Annotated in this window: 15 protein-coding genes; 1 reads left to right on the top strand and 14 read right to left on the bottom strand. The window is 70.3% G+C overall.

The window, feature by feature from the left end; all coding sequences use genetic code 11:
- Positions 1 to 30 precede the first annotated feature (30 nt).
- From dnaG to recO, 6 genes are all read right to left on the bottom strand, one after another.
- Positions 31 to 1,884: a DNA primase gene (gene dnaG / locus ASG45_RS10865; RefSeq protein ID WP_055837070.1), complete on the bottom strand. Its 1,854-nt coding sequence runs from the start codon at positions 1,882 to 1,884 to the stop codon at positions 31 to 33.
- Entirely contained in the window at positions 1,884 to 3,206 is a 1,323-nt protein-coding gene (locus ASG45_RS10860; RefSeq protein ID WP_156458893.1) for a deoxyguanosinetriphosphate triphosphohydrolase, read from the bottom strand. Before ASG45_RS10860 ends, dnaG begins: the two co-directional genes overlap by 1 nt.
- A gap of 1 nt (position 3,207) precedes the next feature.
- Positions 3,208 to 4,374: a tRNA dihydrouridine synthase DusB gene (dusB, locus tag ASG45_RS10855; RefSeq protein WP_055837065.1), complete on the bottom strand. Its 1,167-nt coding sequence runs from the start codon at positions 4,372 to 4,374 to the stop codon at positions 3,208 to 3,210.
- Between the two features lie 80 nt (positions 4,375 to 4,454).
- Complete coding sequence (locus tag ASG45_RS10850; protein WP_055837060.1) at positions 4,455 to 5,138, bottom strand: DsbA family oxidoreductase; 684 nt, start codon at positions 5,136 to 5,138, stop codon at positions 4,455 to 4,457.
- A 57-nt stretch (positions 5,139 to 5,195) separates the two neighbouring features.
- Positions 5,196 to 5,999, bottom strand: coding sequence for an isoprenyl transferase (locus tag ASG45_RS10845; protein WP_055837057.1), 804 nt, complete (start codon positions 5,997 to 5,999; stop codon positions 5,196 to 5,198).
- Positions 5,996 to 6,724, bottom strand: a complete 729-nt coding sequence (gene recO, locus ASG45_RS10840; RefSeq protein ID WP_055837054.1) for a DNA repair protein RecO — start codon at positions 6,722 to 6,724, stop codon at positions 5,996 to 5,998. Before recO ends, ASG45_RS10845 begins: the two co-directional genes overlap by 4 nt.
- A 190-nt stretch (positions 6,725 to 6,914) precedes the next feature.
- Here recO and ASG45_RS10835 point away from each other — a divergent pair, with 190 nt between their 5' ends.
- Positions 6,915 to 7,619: a trimeric intracellular cation channel family protein gene (locus ASG45_RS10835; RefSeq protein WP_055837050.1), complete on the top strand. Its 705-nt coding sequence runs from the start codon at positions 6,915 to 6,917 to the stop codon at positions 7,617 to 7,619.
- Between the two features lie 64 nt (positions 7,620 to 7,683).
- Here the strand turns inward: ASG45_RS10835 and ASG45_RS10830 are convergent, their stop codons facing one another.
- The 8 genes from ASG45_RS10830 to ASG45_RS10795 all read right to left on the bottom strand — a co-directional run bounded on the left by ASG45_RS10830 (position 7,684) and on the right by ASG45_RS10795 (position 15,986).
- Entirely contained in the window at positions 7,684 to 8,466 is a 783-nt protein-coding gene (locus ASG45_RS10830) for an MOSC domain-containing protein (RefSeq protein ID WP_055837047.1), read from the bottom strand.
- 52 nt (positions 8,467 to 8,518) lie between these two features.
- Positions 8,519 to 9,307: a methyltransferase domain-containing protein gene (locus tag ASG45_RS10825; protein WP_082516566.1), complete on the bottom strand. Its 789-nt coding sequence runs from the start codon at positions 9,305 to 9,307 to the stop codon at positions 8,519 to 8,521.
- Between the two features lie 23 nt (positions 9,308 to 9,330).
- The gene (gene leuA / locus ASG45_RS10820) at positions 9,331 to 11,091 is read right to left on the bottom strand and encodes a 2-isopropylmalate synthase (RefSeq protein WP_055837043.1); all 1,761 of its coding nucleotides are present in this window, start codon (positions 11,089 to 11,091) and stop codon (positions 9,331 to 9,333) included.
- Positions 11,092 to 11,277: 186 nt separating this feature from the next.
- Complete coding sequence (locus tag ASG45_RS10815) at positions 11,278 to 12,225, bottom strand: quinone oxidoreductase family protein (RefSeq protein ID WP_055837039.1); 948 nt, start codon at positions 12,223 to 12,225, stop codon at positions 11,278 to 11,280.
- 77 nt (positions 12,226 to 12,302) lie between these two features.
- Positions 12,303 to 13,196 (bottom strand): GTPase Era, encoded by an 894-nt coding sequence (era, locus tag ASG45_RS10810; RefSeq protein ID WP_055837036.1) that lies wholly within the window; start codon positions 13,194 to 13,196, stop codon positions 12,303 to 12,305.
- Positions 13,193 to 14,503 carry a hemolysin family protein gene (locus ASG45_RS10805; protein WP_055837033.1) on the bottom strand — a complete coding sequence of 437 codons (1,311 nt, stop codon included), beginning with the start codon at positions 14,501 to 14,503 and terminating at the stop codon, positions 13,193 to 13,195. Before ASG45_RS10805 ends, era begins: the two co-directional genes overlap by 4 nt.
- Positions 14,500 to 14,967: an rRNA maturation RNase YbeY gene (gene ybeY, locus ASG45_RS10800; protein WP_055837030.1), complete on the bottom strand. Its 468-nt coding sequence runs from the start codon at positions 14,965 to 14,967 to the stop codon at positions 14,500 to 14,502. The genes ASG45_RS10805 and ybeY overlap by 4 nt, the downstream gene beginning before the upstream one ends.
- Complete coding sequence (locus ASG45_RS10795) at positions 14,964 to 15,986, bottom strand: PhoH family protein (RefSeq protein ID WP_235561613.1); 1,023 nt, start codon at positions 15,984 to 15,986, stop codon at positions 14,964 to 14,966. The genes ybeY and ASG45_RS10795 overlap by 4 nt, the downstream gene beginning before the upstream one ends.
- Between the last annotated feature and the right edge of the window lie 18 nt (positions 15,987 to 16,004).

The following is a 16,004-nucleotide window of genomic DNA, read 5'->3' as shown; positions in this document are numbered from 1 at the left end:
ACCGCGGGGGCCGATGCCAGCAGCGCGTCCCTACTGCGCGACGAGTCGTTGGCGGTCGCCGTCCAGTTCGCGCAGTCGGATGCGCAGGCGGCGGCCCTCTTCGGAGTCCGCGGGAACCCGCTGGATGCCGCGCAGCAGCTCGTTCTTCTCCCGCTCCAGTTCGCGCACGAGGAGTCCTCGCGCCAGGTCGTTGGCCGAGGCGACCGCGCCGTCTTCGGTGCGGGCCGGGAACTCGGCCGTCAACAGCTCGGCGGCCAGGGTGCGGAAAGGCTCGCGCACCGCCTCGACGGCGGCCACGGCCCACCCGGGCTGCGACAGATCGGTGGCGGCCAGCGAGCTGCGCACGGCCTCGAGGGCGGGGTGTCCGAACGGCGACTGCAGGGCGCGCAGGAACAGGTCGGGCTCGATGCGATGCCCGTACTGCAGGAAGGCCATCATCGCGCCGCGTTCGAGGGCGACGTCACGCGTGTTGGGCAGCGAAGCCAGGCTCACCGACTGCGCGATCACGGGGCGCTCCGTCTCGCCCGCTCCCCCGCGCTGCGTATCACGCTTCTCGGCACGGTCCGCGCCGCGCGCGGCACGCTCGACGGCGCTCCCGACCTCGGGCAGGTCGAGGCCGAGGCGTCGGGCGAGCACGCGGACGTAGCCGGGGCGCAGCGCCGGGTCGCGGATGTCTGCCACGATCGGGGCCGCGGCGCGCAGGGCACCGGCGCGCCCCTCGACGCTCGACAGGTCGAAGTCCTTGAGCCGCTGGTCGATGACGAACTCGAACATCGGCGCCTTGTTCTCCATGAGCGCGCGCACGGCACCGTCGCCGCGCTGCAGGCGCAGGTCGCACGGATCGAGGCCCTCGGGGGCCACGGCCACGTACGTCTGGGCGGCGAAACGCTTCTCGTCGGCGAAGGCGCGCAGCGCCGCCTTCTGCCCCGCGGCATCCGGGTCGAAGGTGAACACCACCTCGCCCGAGGCGCTGTCGTCTCCCATGACGCGGCGGAGCACCGTGATGTGGTCGCTGCCGAAGGCCGTGCCGCACGAGGCGATCGCGGTGGTGATGCCCGCCAGATGGCAGGCCATCACGTCGGTGTAGCCCTCGACGACGACCACGCGGTGCGAGCGCGAGATGTCGCGCTTGGCCAGGTCGAGGCCGTACAGCACCTGGGCCTTCTTGTAGACCGGCGTCTCGGGGGTGTTGAGGTACTTCGGGCCCTGGTCGTCGTCGTAGAGCTTGCGCGCCCCGAACCCGATGACCTGACCGGTGATGTCGCGGATCGGCCACACCAGCCGGCCGCGGAAACGGTCGTACACGCCACGCTGCCCCTGCGACACGAGTCCGGATTGCAACAGCTCATCGCGCGTGAACTTCTGGGCGAGCAGGTGGTCCATGAGGTGCGACCAGCCCTTCGGCGCGTACCCCACGCCGAAGTGCGCGGCGGCCCCGGCGTCGAACCCGCGGTCGCCGAGGAAGCGGCGCCCGGTCTCGGCCTCGGGCGTCATGAGCTGGGCGCGGAAGTACTCGGCGGCGGCGGCATTGGCCGCGTACAGGCGCGACCGCCCGGTCGTCTCGGGAGCCGGCCCGCCGCCGTCTTCGTAGTGCAGCGTGTAGCCGACGCGCGCCGCCATGCGCTCGACGGCCTCGGTGAACGAGACGTGGTCCATCGCGCGCAGGAACGAGTAGACGTCGCCCGACTCGCCGCATCCGAAGCAGTGGTAGTAGCCCACCTGCGGCCGCACGTGGAAGCTGGGGCTGCGCTCGTCGTGGAACGGGCACAGGCCCTTCATCGACCCGACGCCCGCGGACTTCAGGGCGACGCGTTCACCGACGACGTCGGCGATGTTGACCCGCCCCTTGACCTCGTCGATGTCGGACTGGCGGATGCGCGCCATCAGGCATCCGCTCCGCGGGGTGCGCGGGTGCCCGGCGCCCAGACGCCCAGCTCGGCGGCGTCGACGTCGCCCACCAGGCGGTTGTGCCAGGCGATCGCGAGCTGGTCGGTGAGGCTGGCGACCTGGTCGACGACCACCCGGCGACGTGCGGTGTCGTCGGCGGCGGCCTCGAAGTCGGGGGCGTGCAGGGCGTCGAGCGCGCCGGGGTTCTCCCAGAGGGCGGATGCCAGGCGCTTCAGCACGTGGCGCTGCTCGCGGTAGAGCACCTTGCGGCCGTCGATCGACACGACGGTGGCCCCGATGATGCCCTTCAGCACGGCCATCTCGGTCTCGACCTCGGCCGGGACGATCACGTGGGCGCGGTAGCGGGTGAGCTCGTCGGCCGGGTAGGCCTCGCGCGTCGCCGCGGTCGCCGCGCGCGCGAAGCGGCCGATGAGGTCGGAGGTGAGGTTCTTCAGGCGAGCGAGGGCGGGGCGTGTGCCGTCGAACGAGGGGATCCACTCGGGCATCGACATGAGTCGCTCGAGCCCCTCGGCGAGGTCGTCGCGCACGAAGTCGTAGCCGACCCACCGCTGGATCGCGTCGAGCAGACCGTCACGGCCGACCCTGGATGCCAGGCGGGCGGGGTCGATGTAGCGGTTGACCATCGCGTCTTCGAAGTCGTGCACCGAGTACGCGATGTCGTCGGAGAGGTCCATGACCTCCGCCTCGATGCAGCGCTGGCGTGCGGGCGCTCCCCCGCGCATCCAGTGGAAGACGGGCTCGTCGTCGGGGTAGACGCCGAACTTGAGCCGCCCGCCCGGATCGGGGACGGGTTCGTCGACCGTCCAGGGGTACTTGCAGGTCGCGTCGAGGCTCGCACGCGTCAGGTTGAGCCCGAACGGCTCGCCGTCGGCGCCGAAGGTCTTGGGCTCCAGGCGCGTGAGGATCCGCAGCGTCTGCGCGTTGCCCTCGAAGCCGCCGATGTCGGCCGCCCAGTCGTTCAGGGCGCGTTCGCCGTTGTGGCCGAAGGGCGGGTGACCGAGGTCGTGACTGAGGCAGGCCGTGTCGACCACGTCGGGCGACAGCTGCAGGGCCGTCGCCAGCTCGCGGCCCACCTGCGCGACCTCGAGCGAGTGCGTGAGTCGGTTGCGGGCGAAGTCGGCGGGGCTGGCGGGGCTCAGCACCTGCGTCTTCGCCGCGAGGCGCCGCAGGGCGGCGGAGTGCAGCACGCGCGCACGATCGCGGGCGAAGTCGTCGCGCTGCGAACGGTGCTTCTCGACGTGGAAGCGGGCGGCGTCGGCGTCGACGTAGCCGAGCGGACGAGCGGTCGCCGTGCTCAGCTCAGCCACCGCTGTGGTCCAGTTCGGCGTCGGCGAGGGCGCGGCCGGCGGCGTCGCCGATCTCGCGGGACTCGAGCCATCCGTCGGGCAGGGCCGGGCGCTTGGGCGTGCCCGCCCGCCCGCGCTGACCCTCGGCCGGGGCGCCGGGGTACGGCGCGTCGAGCTCCATCGTCGCCAGCAGCTCGTCGATCTCGTCGAGGGTCGAGGCCGTCGCGAGGCTGGCTCGCAGCTCGCCGCCGACGGGGTAGCCCTTGAAGTACCAGGCGACGTGCTTGCGGATGTCACGGCATCCGCGCCCCTCGTCGTCGAAGAACTCCACGAGCAGCTCGGCGTGACGGCGGAAGGCGCGCGCGACGAACCCGAGGGTGGCGTCGACGGGGGCGCCGTGGGCGGCGTCGGGGCCGCCGAGGGCCCGCGCGAGATCGCCGAACAACCAGGGACGCCCGAGGCAGCCGCGGCCGACGACGACGCCGTCGCACCCGGTCTCGGCCATCATGCGCACGGCGTCCTCGGCCGACCAGATGTCTCCGTTGCCCAGGACGGGCACGCCGGTCACGGTCTCTTTGAGCGTGGTGATCGCGTTCCAGTCGGCGTGACCCGAATAGAACTCCGATGCCGTGCGGGCGTGCAGGGCGATGGATGCCACTCCCGCGCCCTCGGCGATGCGTCCGGCCTCGAGGTAGGTGAGGTGGTCGGGGTCGATGCCCTTGCGCATCTTGATCGTGAGCGGCTTGTCACCGGCGGCGCGCACGGCGCGCTCGACGATCTCACGGAACAGCGAGAGCTTCCACGGCAGGGCCGCTCCTCCGCCGCGCCGGGTGACCTTGGGGACCGGGCAGCCGAAGTTGAGGTCGATGTGGTCGGCGTGGTCCTCGTCGACGATCATCTGCACCGCCGCTTCGACCGTCGCGGGATCCACGCCGTAGAGCTGGATCGAGCGGGGGGTCTCGGACTCGTGGTGGCGGATGAGGCGCAGGGTGGTCTCGTTGCGCTCCACCAGGGCGCGCGTCGTGATCATCTCGCTGACGTACAGCCCTGCTCCGTACTCGCGGCACAGTCGACGGAACGCGGTGTTCGTGATGCCGGCCATGGGGGCGAGCACGACGGGGGCGTCGAGTTCGATGTTGCCGATGCGGAGCGTCCGCGCCGGAGCCAATGCCGTATTCACTCGTTCATTCTCCCAGACCTCACGAGACAGCGGTGCCCGGTCCGGTCAGACGCCGGGACGGGCACCGCTGTGGAGGAGCTTCACGCGTCGGCGGTCTCCGACGCCTCGCGACGCTCGCCCCAGACCTGGCGGGCGATCTGCGTGAACGCCTCGACCGGCTGCGCACCGCTCACGCCGTACTTGCCGTCGATGACGAAGAACGGCACGCCGGTGATCCCGAACTGCTGCGCCTGCTCCTGGTCGGCGCGCACGGCCGCGCGGTAGCGCTGCGAGGCCAGGGCCTCGCGTGCCGCGTCGGCGTCGAGGCCCGCCTCCACCGCGAGGTCGACGAGGTCGTCGTCGCGGCCGACGTGGCGACCCTCGAGGAAGTACGCCGACATGAGCAGTTCGGCGAGCTCGAGCTGACGCCCGTTCTCTTTCGCGAAGTGCAGGAGCTCGTGCGCCTTCACCGTGTTGGTGTGCTTGAGGATGTCGAAGCGGTAGGTCAGCCCCGCGTCGGCGGCGACGCCGGTGACGCGGTCGAGCATCTCGCGCGCGGACTCGGGCGAGATGCCCTTGTGCTGCGAGAGGTAGTCGACCTCGCCGCCGTCGAAGTCTTCGGGGGTGTCGGGCGAGAGCTCGAACGAGTGGTATTCGATCTCGACGACGGGGGCGTCGTCATCGGCGGCGGTCGCGGCCAACCCGTTCTCGAGGTTGCGCTTGCCGATGTAGCACCAGGGGCAGGCGATGTCGCTCCACACGTCGATCTTGATGGCATCCGTCATATCGCGTGCAACCTCTCGAGCTTGTGATCTATTCCGTTGGCGGCATCTTCGCCGGAATCAGGCGGTGGGGGTGTCGATCGCGCCGCCGAAGCGACGGTCGCGCGACAGGTAGAGCCCGATCGCGTCCCACAGGTGCGTACGTCGGAAGTCGGGCCACAACGTGTCGAGGAAGACCATCTCGGCGTACGCCGACTCCCACAGCAAGAAGTTCGACGTGCGCTGCTCGCCGCTCGATCGCACGAACAGATCCACGTCGGGCATGTCGGGCTGGTAGAGGTTCTTGCGGATCAGCTTCTCGGTCACCGCCGAGGGCTTGAGCCGGCCTGCGGCGATGTCGTCGCCGATGCGCCGCATGGCATCCACGATCTCGACGCGCCCGCCGTAGTTCACGCACATGGTGAGCGTCAGCGTGGAGTTGCCCTCGGTGAGGCGTTCGGCGTGCTGCAGCTCCTTGATGACCGAGCCCCACAGGCGCGGCTTGCGGCCCGACCAGCGGATGCGCACCCCCCACTCGTTGAGCTGATCGCGACGGCGGTGCAGCACCTCGCGGTTGAAGCCCATGAGAAAGCGCACCTCGTCCGGAGAGCGCGACCAGTTCTCGGTCGAGAAGGCGTACACCGACAGGTGCTTCACCCCGGCCTGGATCGCGCCGGCGACGACGTCGAGCAGCGCCGCTTCGCCCGCCCGATGGCCCTCGACGCGGGTGAGACCCTGCCGGTTCGCCCAGCGTCCGTTGCCGTCCATGACGATGGCGACGTGCTCCGGCACCGCGCCCTTCGGGTAGGCCGGTGGGTACTGCTCCGTCCAGTCGAGGGGACGGTAGGGCACGGCGTCGCGGTGGGTGAAGGGCTTCGGGGTCACGGATGCGCCTCCAGGTGCGAGAGCGAACGGATGCCCCGTTCGAGATGGAACTGGGCGTAGGCGGCGACGAGCCCCGACGCGGCGGCGGTGGTGCGCCCGGCGGCGGCGTCGACGGCATCCCACTCCCCCGCCATGAGCGAGCGCAGCAGATCGACCGTGTCGCGCGCGACCCGAGGAGAGCCGGCCGGCGCGCACGTCGAACAGATGACGCCGCCGAGCTGGGGAAGGAAGTAGTCGTGCTCGCCGACGGTGCCGCAGCGCGCGCACTCACCGAGTCCGGGTGCCCAGCCCGACAGCGCCATGGCCCGCAGCAGGTACGAATCCAGCACGCTCCGTGCCGCGTGGTCGCTGCGGGCGAGCGAGCGCAGCCCACCCACGAGCAGCAGATACTGCTGCGGGGTCGCCTCGGCCTCGTTCAACCGATCGGCGGTCTCGACCATCGCACTGGCGGTGGTGTAGCTGTCGTAGTCGGCGACGATGTCGGCACCGTACGAGCCGAGCGACTCGGCCTGCTGCACGATGTCGAGATTGCGGCCGGTCGCCAACTGCACGTCGGCCACCATGAAGGGCTCGAGGCGCGAGCCGAACCGCGACGAGGTGCGCCGCACGCCCTTCGCCACCGCGCGGATCTTGCCGTTGCGGCGGCTGAGCAGGGTGAGGATGCGATCCGCCTCCCCCAACTTCTGGGTACGCAGGACCACGACTTCATCGCGGTAGGTGGGCACAGTCCATTATCGTTCGGCGATCCCGTGAGAGGCCTGCGCGGCGCGCGCGCGGCCGGGTCTGCGGCGTGGAATGGTCCGTCTGTCGGACCGCCCCACGCTGCAGTGGCCCACGCGCCCCGGGAGGCGTCACCAGCCCCACCGGTCCGACAGGTGGACCACCCCCGCGGGCGGCAAGACCGAAGGGGGGAGAATGGATGCCGTGAACTCGGTCTTCGTCATCCCCCTGTGGGCGGATCTCACCGCCGTCGCCCTGGGTGGCGTGCAGGGGGCGCTGTTCGCGTCGGGCTTCCAGGGGCAGCGGCGCCTCGATCTGCTCGGCGTCGCGATCATCGGCATCCTGCTGGGGATGGGCGGCGGTCTGATCCGCGACCTGCTGCTCGGGCTGACGCCCGCGACCCTGCAGAGCAATTGGTATCTCATCACCGCGACGCTGGCCTCGATCATCGGCATGCTGCTGTCGGGGATCTTTCAACGCCTCAACCGCGCGATCGTCATGCTCGACGCGGTCGTGATCGGTCTGTTCGGTGCGTTCGGCACGTCGAAGGCGCTCGCCCTGGGCATGCCCGCCGTGCCCGCGATCTTCGTCGGTGTGGTCGCCGCCGCGGGCGGCAGCGTGCTGCGCGACGTGCTGATGGGCCTGCCGGTGGCGATCATGCACGTGGGGTCGCTCTACGCCGTCGCCGCGGGTGGCGGCTGCGCGGTGCTCGCCGTCACGGCCGCCTTCGGCGTGCCCCTGCCCCTCGCCGCGGTGATCGGCGTCGTCGTGACGACCGTGATCCGCGTGCTTGCGGTGCTGTTCGACCTCTCGCTCCCGGAGCAGCGCAAGCTCTACCGCCGCAAGGTCGCGGTCGAGACCACCGGCATCCCGATCATCCGCACCGACGACCCCGCCTGAACCGCGCGCAAGCCCATCCAGGTTTGTCGCTTGGCGCCGCCCCGAAGCAACGAATCCTGGCGACTCACGCGTCGACGACGACCTCATCGCCCTCGCGGACCGTGCCGCCCCCGTCCGCGGGGAGCAGCAGGATGCCGAGCGTCGGCTCGTCCTGGCCGAACTCCGTCGTCAGCACGCGCAGCAATCGCGCGTCGCGCACTCCGGTGTCGGGGTTGGCGGTGATCGCGGCGCAGCGCTCGATCGGCTTCTGCACCTCGAATTCCACCTCGCCGATGCGCACGCGACCGCGCCAGTCGAGCTCGGCCCACGCGGCGGTGTCGCCGACCACGATGTTCGAGCGGAATCGCCGGTCGTCGACGGGCGCGGGCACCCTGGCATCCAGGGCGTCGACCGACGCGGCGCCGTGCAGCGAGACGTATCCGCGCGGGCGGTCCTGGAACCTCGCGGTGCGGCCGTCGCCGAGCAGCCCGAGGGGAAGGATGCCGTCGGCATCGAGCAGCTTCGCGTCGCTGGTCGTGCGCAGATACGCCGTCACGGCGTCGGCGAGACGCGCGCGGCCCGCGGGACTGAGGTCGGCCTCGACGTCGATGTCGTCGACCTGGAGCCGCAATGTCTGTCTCTCGTCGTCATACGCGAGATCGACGCGCGCCAGCGTGGGGAAGGTCATCAGCGCCAGGCCGCGGCTCTTCGGGAAGGTCGCGTCTTCGGGCTCGAGCGCGTCGGCGAAGCGGAACACGAGGGCACGGTCGCCCTGCACCCGCCCGTCGTCCTGGATGACGAGGCGGTCGCGCCGTTCGGGGGTGAAGCCCTTCACGGGATAGCGGTACAGAGCGGAGACGGTGGGCACGGATTCATCCTCGCACCCATCGCTCCGCTCCCCCGCGCGGGTCAGCCGCGGGTCAGGCCCGGGCGAGCACCTCGCCGTGCGGCAGCAGGATCCACCCGTCGGGGTGCGCGGCCCATTCGCGCCAGCTGTCGGAGATGCGCTGCAGCGCGGCGTCGTCGGCGAGTCCGAGTCTCTTCGCGTGCCCCGCGAACGCCGACGCGACGACGCGGTCAGCCCACATACCGCCCCACCAGGCCCGCTTCTCGGGCGTGTCGAAGACCCACACGCTCGCACTCGCCTCGATGCGGGCGAACCCCGCCTCGCGCGCCCACGCCTTGAGCCGCCGGCCCGCGTCGGGCTCGCCCGACACCCCGCGGTGCACCCCGTGGTAGATCTCGAGCCACTCGTCGAGGGCGGGGATCCGTGGATGCCAGATCACCCCGCCGTAGTCGACGTCGCGCACCGCGACCAGGCCCTCGGGCCCCGCCACGCGGCGGAACTCACGCAGGGCGTCGACGGGTCGGGCCAGGTGCTGAAGGACCTGATGCGCATGCACGATGTCGAACGACCCGTCGGGCGCATCGAGGTCGTACGCGTCATCGATGCGGAACTCGACGTTCGTGCGCTCCCCCGCGGTGACGCGGGCGACCTCGACGACGTCGGGCGCGGCATCCACTCCCACGACCCGCCCCGGGAAGACCCGGTCGGCGAGGTCGACGGTGATGGTGCCGGGGCCGGCGCCCACATCGAGGATGCGGGCGCCGGCGAACAACGAAGACACCAGGTACGCCGCTGAGTCGGCGACGGTGCGTGCGGCGTGGGAACGCAGCACGCTCTCGTGGTGTCCGTGGGCGTAGGCCACGGCCGTGTTCTTCGGCCTCGAGGTCAGACGCCGGCGAGGGCGTCGGCCGACTGACGGGTGCGGATCGCGCGGTTCACTCCCGAGACGATCGCCTTCAGCGACGCCGTCGAGATGTCACCGTCGATGCCGACGCCCCACAGGCGCTGGTCGTCGACCTGCAGTTCGACGTACGCCGCGGCCTGGGCGTCGCCGCCCGAGCTCAGGGCGTGCTCGACGTAGTCGTAGAGCGTGACGTCGAAGCCCTGCGCGCGCACGATCTCGAGGAACGCGGCCACGGGGCCGTTTCCGACGGCCGAGGCGGGGTGGGTCTCGTCGCCGTCGCGCAGGGCGACATCGAGGTGCACGTCGCCCGACATGTCACTCGACGAGCGCGTCGACAGCAGCTCGAAACGACCCCAGCGCTGGTCCTGGTCTTCGGCGGGCAGGTACTCGTCGGTGAAGATGTCCCAGATCTGGGCACTCGACACCTCGCCGCCCTCGGCATCGGTGCGGGTCTGCACGACGCCCGAGAATTCGATCTGCAGCTTGCGGGGCAGGTCGATCGCGTGGTCGGCCTTCAGCAGGTAGGCGACGCCGCCCTTGCCCGACTGGGAGTTGACGCGGATGACCGCCTCGTACGAGCGACCCAGGTCCTTCGGGTCGATCGGCAGGTACGGAACCGCCCACTCGATGTCGTCGATGCTCTTGCCTTCGGATGCCGCGCGGGCCTCCATCGCCTCGAAGCCCTTCTTGATGGCATCCTGATGCGAACCGCTGAATGCGGTGAACACCAGGTCGCCGGCCCAGGGGCTGCGTTCGGGCACGGGCAGCTGGTTGCAGTACTCGACGGTGCGCTTGACCTGGTCGATGTCGCTGAAGTCGATCTGCGGGTCGATGCCCTGCGTCAGCAGGTTGACGCCCAGGGCGACGAGGTCGACGTTTCCGGTGCGCTCCCCGTTGCCGAACAGGCAGCCCTCGATGCGGTCGGCGCCGGCCATGTACCCGAGCTCCGCCGCCGCGACGGCCGTGCCGCGGTCGTTGTGCGGGTGCAGAGACAGGATGACGTTCTCGCGGTGGTTGAGGTGGCGCGACATCCACTCGATCGAGTCGGCGTAGACGTTCGGGGTGGCCATCTCGACCGTGGCGGGCAGGTTCAGGATGACCTTGCGCTCGGGCGTCGGCTGGAAGACCTCCAGCACCTCGTTGCAGATGCGCAGGGCGAACTCGAGCTCGGTACCGGTGTAGCTCTCGGGCGAGTACTCGTAGTAGACCTCGGTCTGAGGAATGGTCGCCTCGTACTGCTTGCACAGACGGGCGCCCTCGAGCGCGATGTCGACGATCCCCTGCTGGTCGGTGCGGAACACGACCTCGCGCTGCAGCACGCTCGTGGAGTTGTACAGGTGCACGATGGCCTGCTTCGCACCGGCGATCGACTCGTACGTGCGGGCGATCAGGTGTTCACGCGCCTGGGTCAGCACCTGGATGGTGACGTCGTCGGGGATCAGGTTCTCTTCGATCAGCTGGCGCACGAAGTCGAAATCGGTCTGGCTGGCGCTGGGGAAGCCGACCTCGATCTCCTTGTAGCCCATCTTCACGAGCAGGTCGAACATCACGCGCTTGCGCTCGGGGCTCATCGGATCGATGAGGGCCTGGTTTCCGTCGCGCAGATCGACGGCGCACCAGCGGGGGGCGACTTCGATGCGCTTCGACGGCCACGTGCGATCGGGCATGTCGACCCGGATCTGCTCGTGGAACGGACGGTACTTGTGCACCGGAGCGGACGTGGGCTTCTGGGTGTTCTTCATGATGTGTCGCTTCTTTAGATTCGTTCGGTGGGGCCGACGACGATCTCCGCGACGAGGAAGGCCCTTAGAACGAGGACTCGTCGCGGCAACTAAGAAGAAGAAGGCCACCGAAGCGCATGGAGCGATCGTAGCAGTCCCACGCGAAGGCCCCGCGTCGCTGGCGTCTGTACCCCAGCCGCGCCGCCACTACGCCAGCAACGCCACCTTGCCGCCCGGGTGGCCGGTCATGACGAAGCCCACGGCGTCGATCGCATCGGCGAGCGGGTAGGTGCGCGCGACCGGCACCTCGAGAGCCCCGGATGCCGCCAGCTCCAGAACGCGGGCACGGGCGATGTCGCGGAACCGGGCGCTCTCCGGCCGCGAACCTGCGATCCACAGGAACCCGTCGGCCTCGGCGCGGTCGGGACGCACGATCGTGACGATGTGGTCGCGTTCCGACACCAGCGCGAGCGAGACGTCGATCGCCTCGTCGGTGCCCGCGGCATCCCACGCGGCGACGACGGGAGCTCCCTCGGCGGCGGTCGCGACGCGCTCGGCGAGGCCGTCGCCGTAGGCCACCGGGATACCGCCGTAGTGGCGGACGCGTGCCGCCGACTCGTCGGCATCCGGTCCCACCGTGCCGATCACGCGCACACCGAGCTCGCGCGCCTGCTGCAGCAGGCTCACGCCGACGGCGCCCGAGGCGGCGTGGAGCAGCACCGTGTCACCCGCGGTCACCCGCGTGACCTGGATCATCTCGGCCGCCGTCGTTCCCGCCAGAAGCAGATTGGCCGCCTCGGCGTGCGAGAGCCGTGCGGGCTTGGCGAAGACGTCGCGGGCGGGCACCGTGATCTCGGTCGCGTATGCGCCCTGCACGCGGAACGCCACGACCTCGTCGCCGACGTGCAGCGCGCCGGAGCCGCCGACCGCGTCGGGACCGACGGCCGTCACCTCGCCGGAGAGCTCGTAGCCGATGGCGACGGGGAACTCGGCCCCCGGGCGCGCCTGGGCGACGTGCTTGGCATCGGCGGGGTTGATGCCCGCGGCGTGCACGCGCACCGTGACCTCACCCTCGCCGGGCGGAGCCACCTCGACCTCGTCGAAGACCCAGGTCTCGATCGGTCCTGCGGCCGGAGCCGTCCACCTCATCGCCATGGCTGCACCTTTCGTCGTGTCGTTCGTCTCATGTGCGCCCGGAAACGCGGCGCGGGTGCGGCGCGGCCGGGTGGGAGTCAGAAGCCGAGGCGTCCGAGCTGCTTGGGGTCGCGCTGCCATTCCTTGGCCACGCGGACGTGCAGCGAGAGATACACCCGGCTGCCCACGAGGGGCTCGATACCCGCGCGCGCACGCGCACCGACGTCGGCCAGGCGGGAGCCCTTGTGGCCGATGATGATCGCCTTCTGGCTGTCACGTTCGACGACGATGTTGGCCCACACGTCGGTGAGGTCGCTGTTCTCGCGCGCGGCGACGTCATCGACCGTGACCGCGATGGAGTGCGGGAGCTCGTCGCGCACGCCGTGCAGCGCCGCTTCGCGGATGATCTCGGCGATGCGATCTTCGAGCGTCTCGTCGGTGACGATGTCGGCGTCGTACAGCGCGGGCCCCTGGGGCATGAGCGCCAGGAGTTCGTCGCTGAGCACGTCGAGCTGGTCGTGGGTGATCGCCGAGAGCGGGATGACCGCGGCCCAGTCCTCGCGCAGCGCGTCGACCTCGACGAGGCGCTGCGTGATCTGATCGCGCGAGGCGGCGTCGGTCTTGGTGACCAGCGCGACCTTCTTGGCGCGGGGGTACCCCGACAGTGACTCGGCGATACGGCGGTCACCCGGACCGACCTTCTCGGTCGCCGGAACGCAGAAGGCGATGACGTCGACGTCGCCCAGCACCTGTTCGACCAGGTCGTTCAGACGTTGTCCGAGCAGGGTGCGCGGGCGGTGGATGCCGGGGGTGTCGACGAGCACGAGCTGACCGCCGGGGCGGTTGACGATGCCGCGGATGGCGCGACGCGTGGTCTGCGGCTTCTCGCTGGTGATCGCGACCTTCTCGCCCACGAGGGCGTTGGTCAGGGTGGACTTGCCGACGTTCGGCCTGCCCACGAAGGTCACGAAACCGGATCGGGTGTCGGTCATCTGTCGTTCCTCTCACGCGCGGGGCCATCGGCCTCGGCGTTGTCGTCGTTCGGAGTCTCGGCGCGCTCCACGATCACCGTGGCGATGCCGCGGTTGCGGCCGCGCGATGCCCCGCCGGTCATGACGAGACCGGAGTGTTCCGCCGTCGCCCCCGGTTGGGGGATGCGGCCGAGGGCCTTGCCCAGCAGTCCACCGATCGAATCCACGTCTTCGTCGTCGAGCTCGAGACCGAAGAGGTCGCCGACCTCGTCGAGGCCCAAGCGCGCGTTCACGCGGTACCGGTTGTCGTCGAGCTCGACGATCTCGCTGGTGGGCGCGTCGTACTCGTCGGCGATCTCGCCCACGAGCTCCTCGATCAGGTCTTCGAGGGTCACGAGGCCCGCCACGCCGCCGTACTCGTCGACGACCAAGCACACGTGCACGGCGTCTTTCTTCATCTGCTGCAGCAGGGTCTCGGCCTTCATCGACTCGGGCACGAACACCGCCGGACGGGCGATGCGGCGGATCGGCGCGTCGCGCCACCCCGCCTCGTCGCGGAAGCCGAACTGCACGAGGTCTTTGAGGTACAGCATCCCCACGACGTCGTCGGCCTCGTCGTCGGCGAGGGGAACGCGCGAGACGCCCTTCTCGAGGAAGAGAGCGAGGGCCTCACGCGAGGTGGCGGCGGCCCCGACGGTCACCATGTCGGTACGCGGGACCATGACCTCGCGGACGTAGCGGTCGGTGAAGTCGAACACCGAGTGGATGAGCTCGCGGTCGTCCTGCTCGATGAGCTCATTCTCGGCCGCTTCGTCGATGATGCTGAGCAGCTGTTCCTCTGACGCGAACGACGTCGAGTGCGGCACTCCGGGGGTGACGCGGTTGCCGACGGCGACGAGGCCGTGCGCGAGGGGCCCGAGCAGAATGCGCATGCCCCGGATGACGGGTGCCCCGCCGCGCAGCAGACCGCGGGCGTGCTGGCGACCGACCGAGCGGGGGCTCGCCCCGACGGCGACGAACGAGATGCCCGTCATGAGCACGGCGGCGGCCGCGACGGCCAGCCAGATGTCGTCGAAGAGCAGCATGAACGCCGCGGTGACGAGCACCGCGGCGGTGGTCTCGGCGAGCACGCGGATGAACACGACAGCCGTCACGTGCGCACTGGTGTCGTCGGCGATGCGACGCAGCGACGTGGCGTTGCGCCCCGAGGCGCCCAGCTCGAGCAGGTCGGTGCGCGAGGTGACCCCGAGCGCGGCCTCGAACGCCGCCATCAGCCCGCCGAAGGCGACGAGCAGGACGGCGGCGACGAGCAGGAGCGCTTCGGTCATGCGCGGCGCTGGCGCTCGACGGCCTGGAAGCCGGCGATGAGCTCGCGCTGAAGACCGAACATCTCGCGCTCCTCATCGGGCTCGGCGTGATCGAAGCCGAGGAGGTGCAGCAGTCCGTGGGTGGTGAGCAGGATCAGTTCGTCTTGCGTGGAGTGCTTCGCCGCGACCGCCTGGGTCTCGGCGACGGCGGGGCACAGCACGATGTCGCCGAGCAGACCCGCCGGGGTGGGCGCATCTTCCGACCCGGGTCGCAGTTCGTCCATCGGGAAGCTGAGCACGTCGGTCGGGCCGGGTTCGTCCATCCACTGCACGTGCAGGGACTCCATGGCGCCCTCGTCGACGAGCACGATGGCCACGTCGGCGTCGCCGCTGACGTGCAGCTCGCCGAGGTTGTACTCCATCAGGCGCAGCAGCACCTGCTCGTCGATCTGGTGGTCGGATTCGTTGTTGATCTCGATCGTCATGAGCGGTTTCGTCTCGGGAGGTGATCGCGGGGACCGGCGGCACTCGAGCCGCGTCGCTCCGCACGGGTGGCGAACTCGGAGGCCTCGTCGCGCTCACGGCGGGCGACGAGACGCTTCTCGTCGTACTCGCTGTACGCGTCGACGATGCGACCGACGAGGTTGTGACGCACCACGTCTTCGCTGGTCAGGCGCGAGAAGTGGATGTCGTCGATGTCGTCGAGCACGCGGGTGACGAGACGCAGACCCGACGCGCCCTGGGGCAGGTCGACCTGGGTGATGTCGCCGGTGACGACCATGCGCGTGCCGAAGCCGAGGCGCGTGAGGAACATCTTCATCTGCTCGGGCGTGGTGTTCTGCGCCTCGTCGAGCACGACGAACGAGTCGTTCAGCGTGCGTCCGCGCATGTACGCGAGAGGTGCGACCTCGATCGTGCCCGTCGCCATGAGCTTCGGCACGATGTCGGGGTCCATCATCTCGTTGAGCGCGTCGTACAGCGGGCGCAGATACGGATCGATCTTGTCGGTGAGCGTGCCGGGCAGGAAGCCCAGACGCTCGCCGGCTTCGACGGCGGGGCGGGTGAGGATGATGCGGGCGACCTCTTTGCGCTGCAGCGCCTGCACGGCCTTGGCCATGGCGAGGTAGGTCTTGCCGGTACCGGCGGGGCCGATGCCGAACACGATGGTGTTCTCGTCGATCGCGTCGACGTAGGCCTTCTGCCCGGCGGTCTTGGGGCGGATGACCTTGCCGCGCGACGACAGGATCGCTTCGCCCATGACCTCGGACGGACGGGGACCGCCGTCGGAGAGCATGCGGTTCGAGCTCTTCACGTCGGAGGGGTCGAGGCCGTGACCCGAGCGGGTCATCGCGAGCAGCTCGTCGACGAGGCCCCGCGCCGCGGCGACAGCCGAAGCGGTCCCCGACAGCGTGATCTCATTGCCGCGGACGTGCACGTCGACGCCGGGGTGCTCTTTCTCGACGACGCGCAGCAGGCGATCCTGCGGTCCGAGGAGCTGCACCATGGCCACGCCGTCGACCTC

The organism is Microbacterium sp. Leaf436 (assembly GCF_001424715.1).
GTDB lineage: Bacteria > Actinomycetota > Actinomycetes > Actinomycetales > Microbacteriaceae > Microbacterium.
Note: the sequence above shows the minus strand (reverse complement) of the source record. Positions and strands in the feature narration are given on the sequence as shown.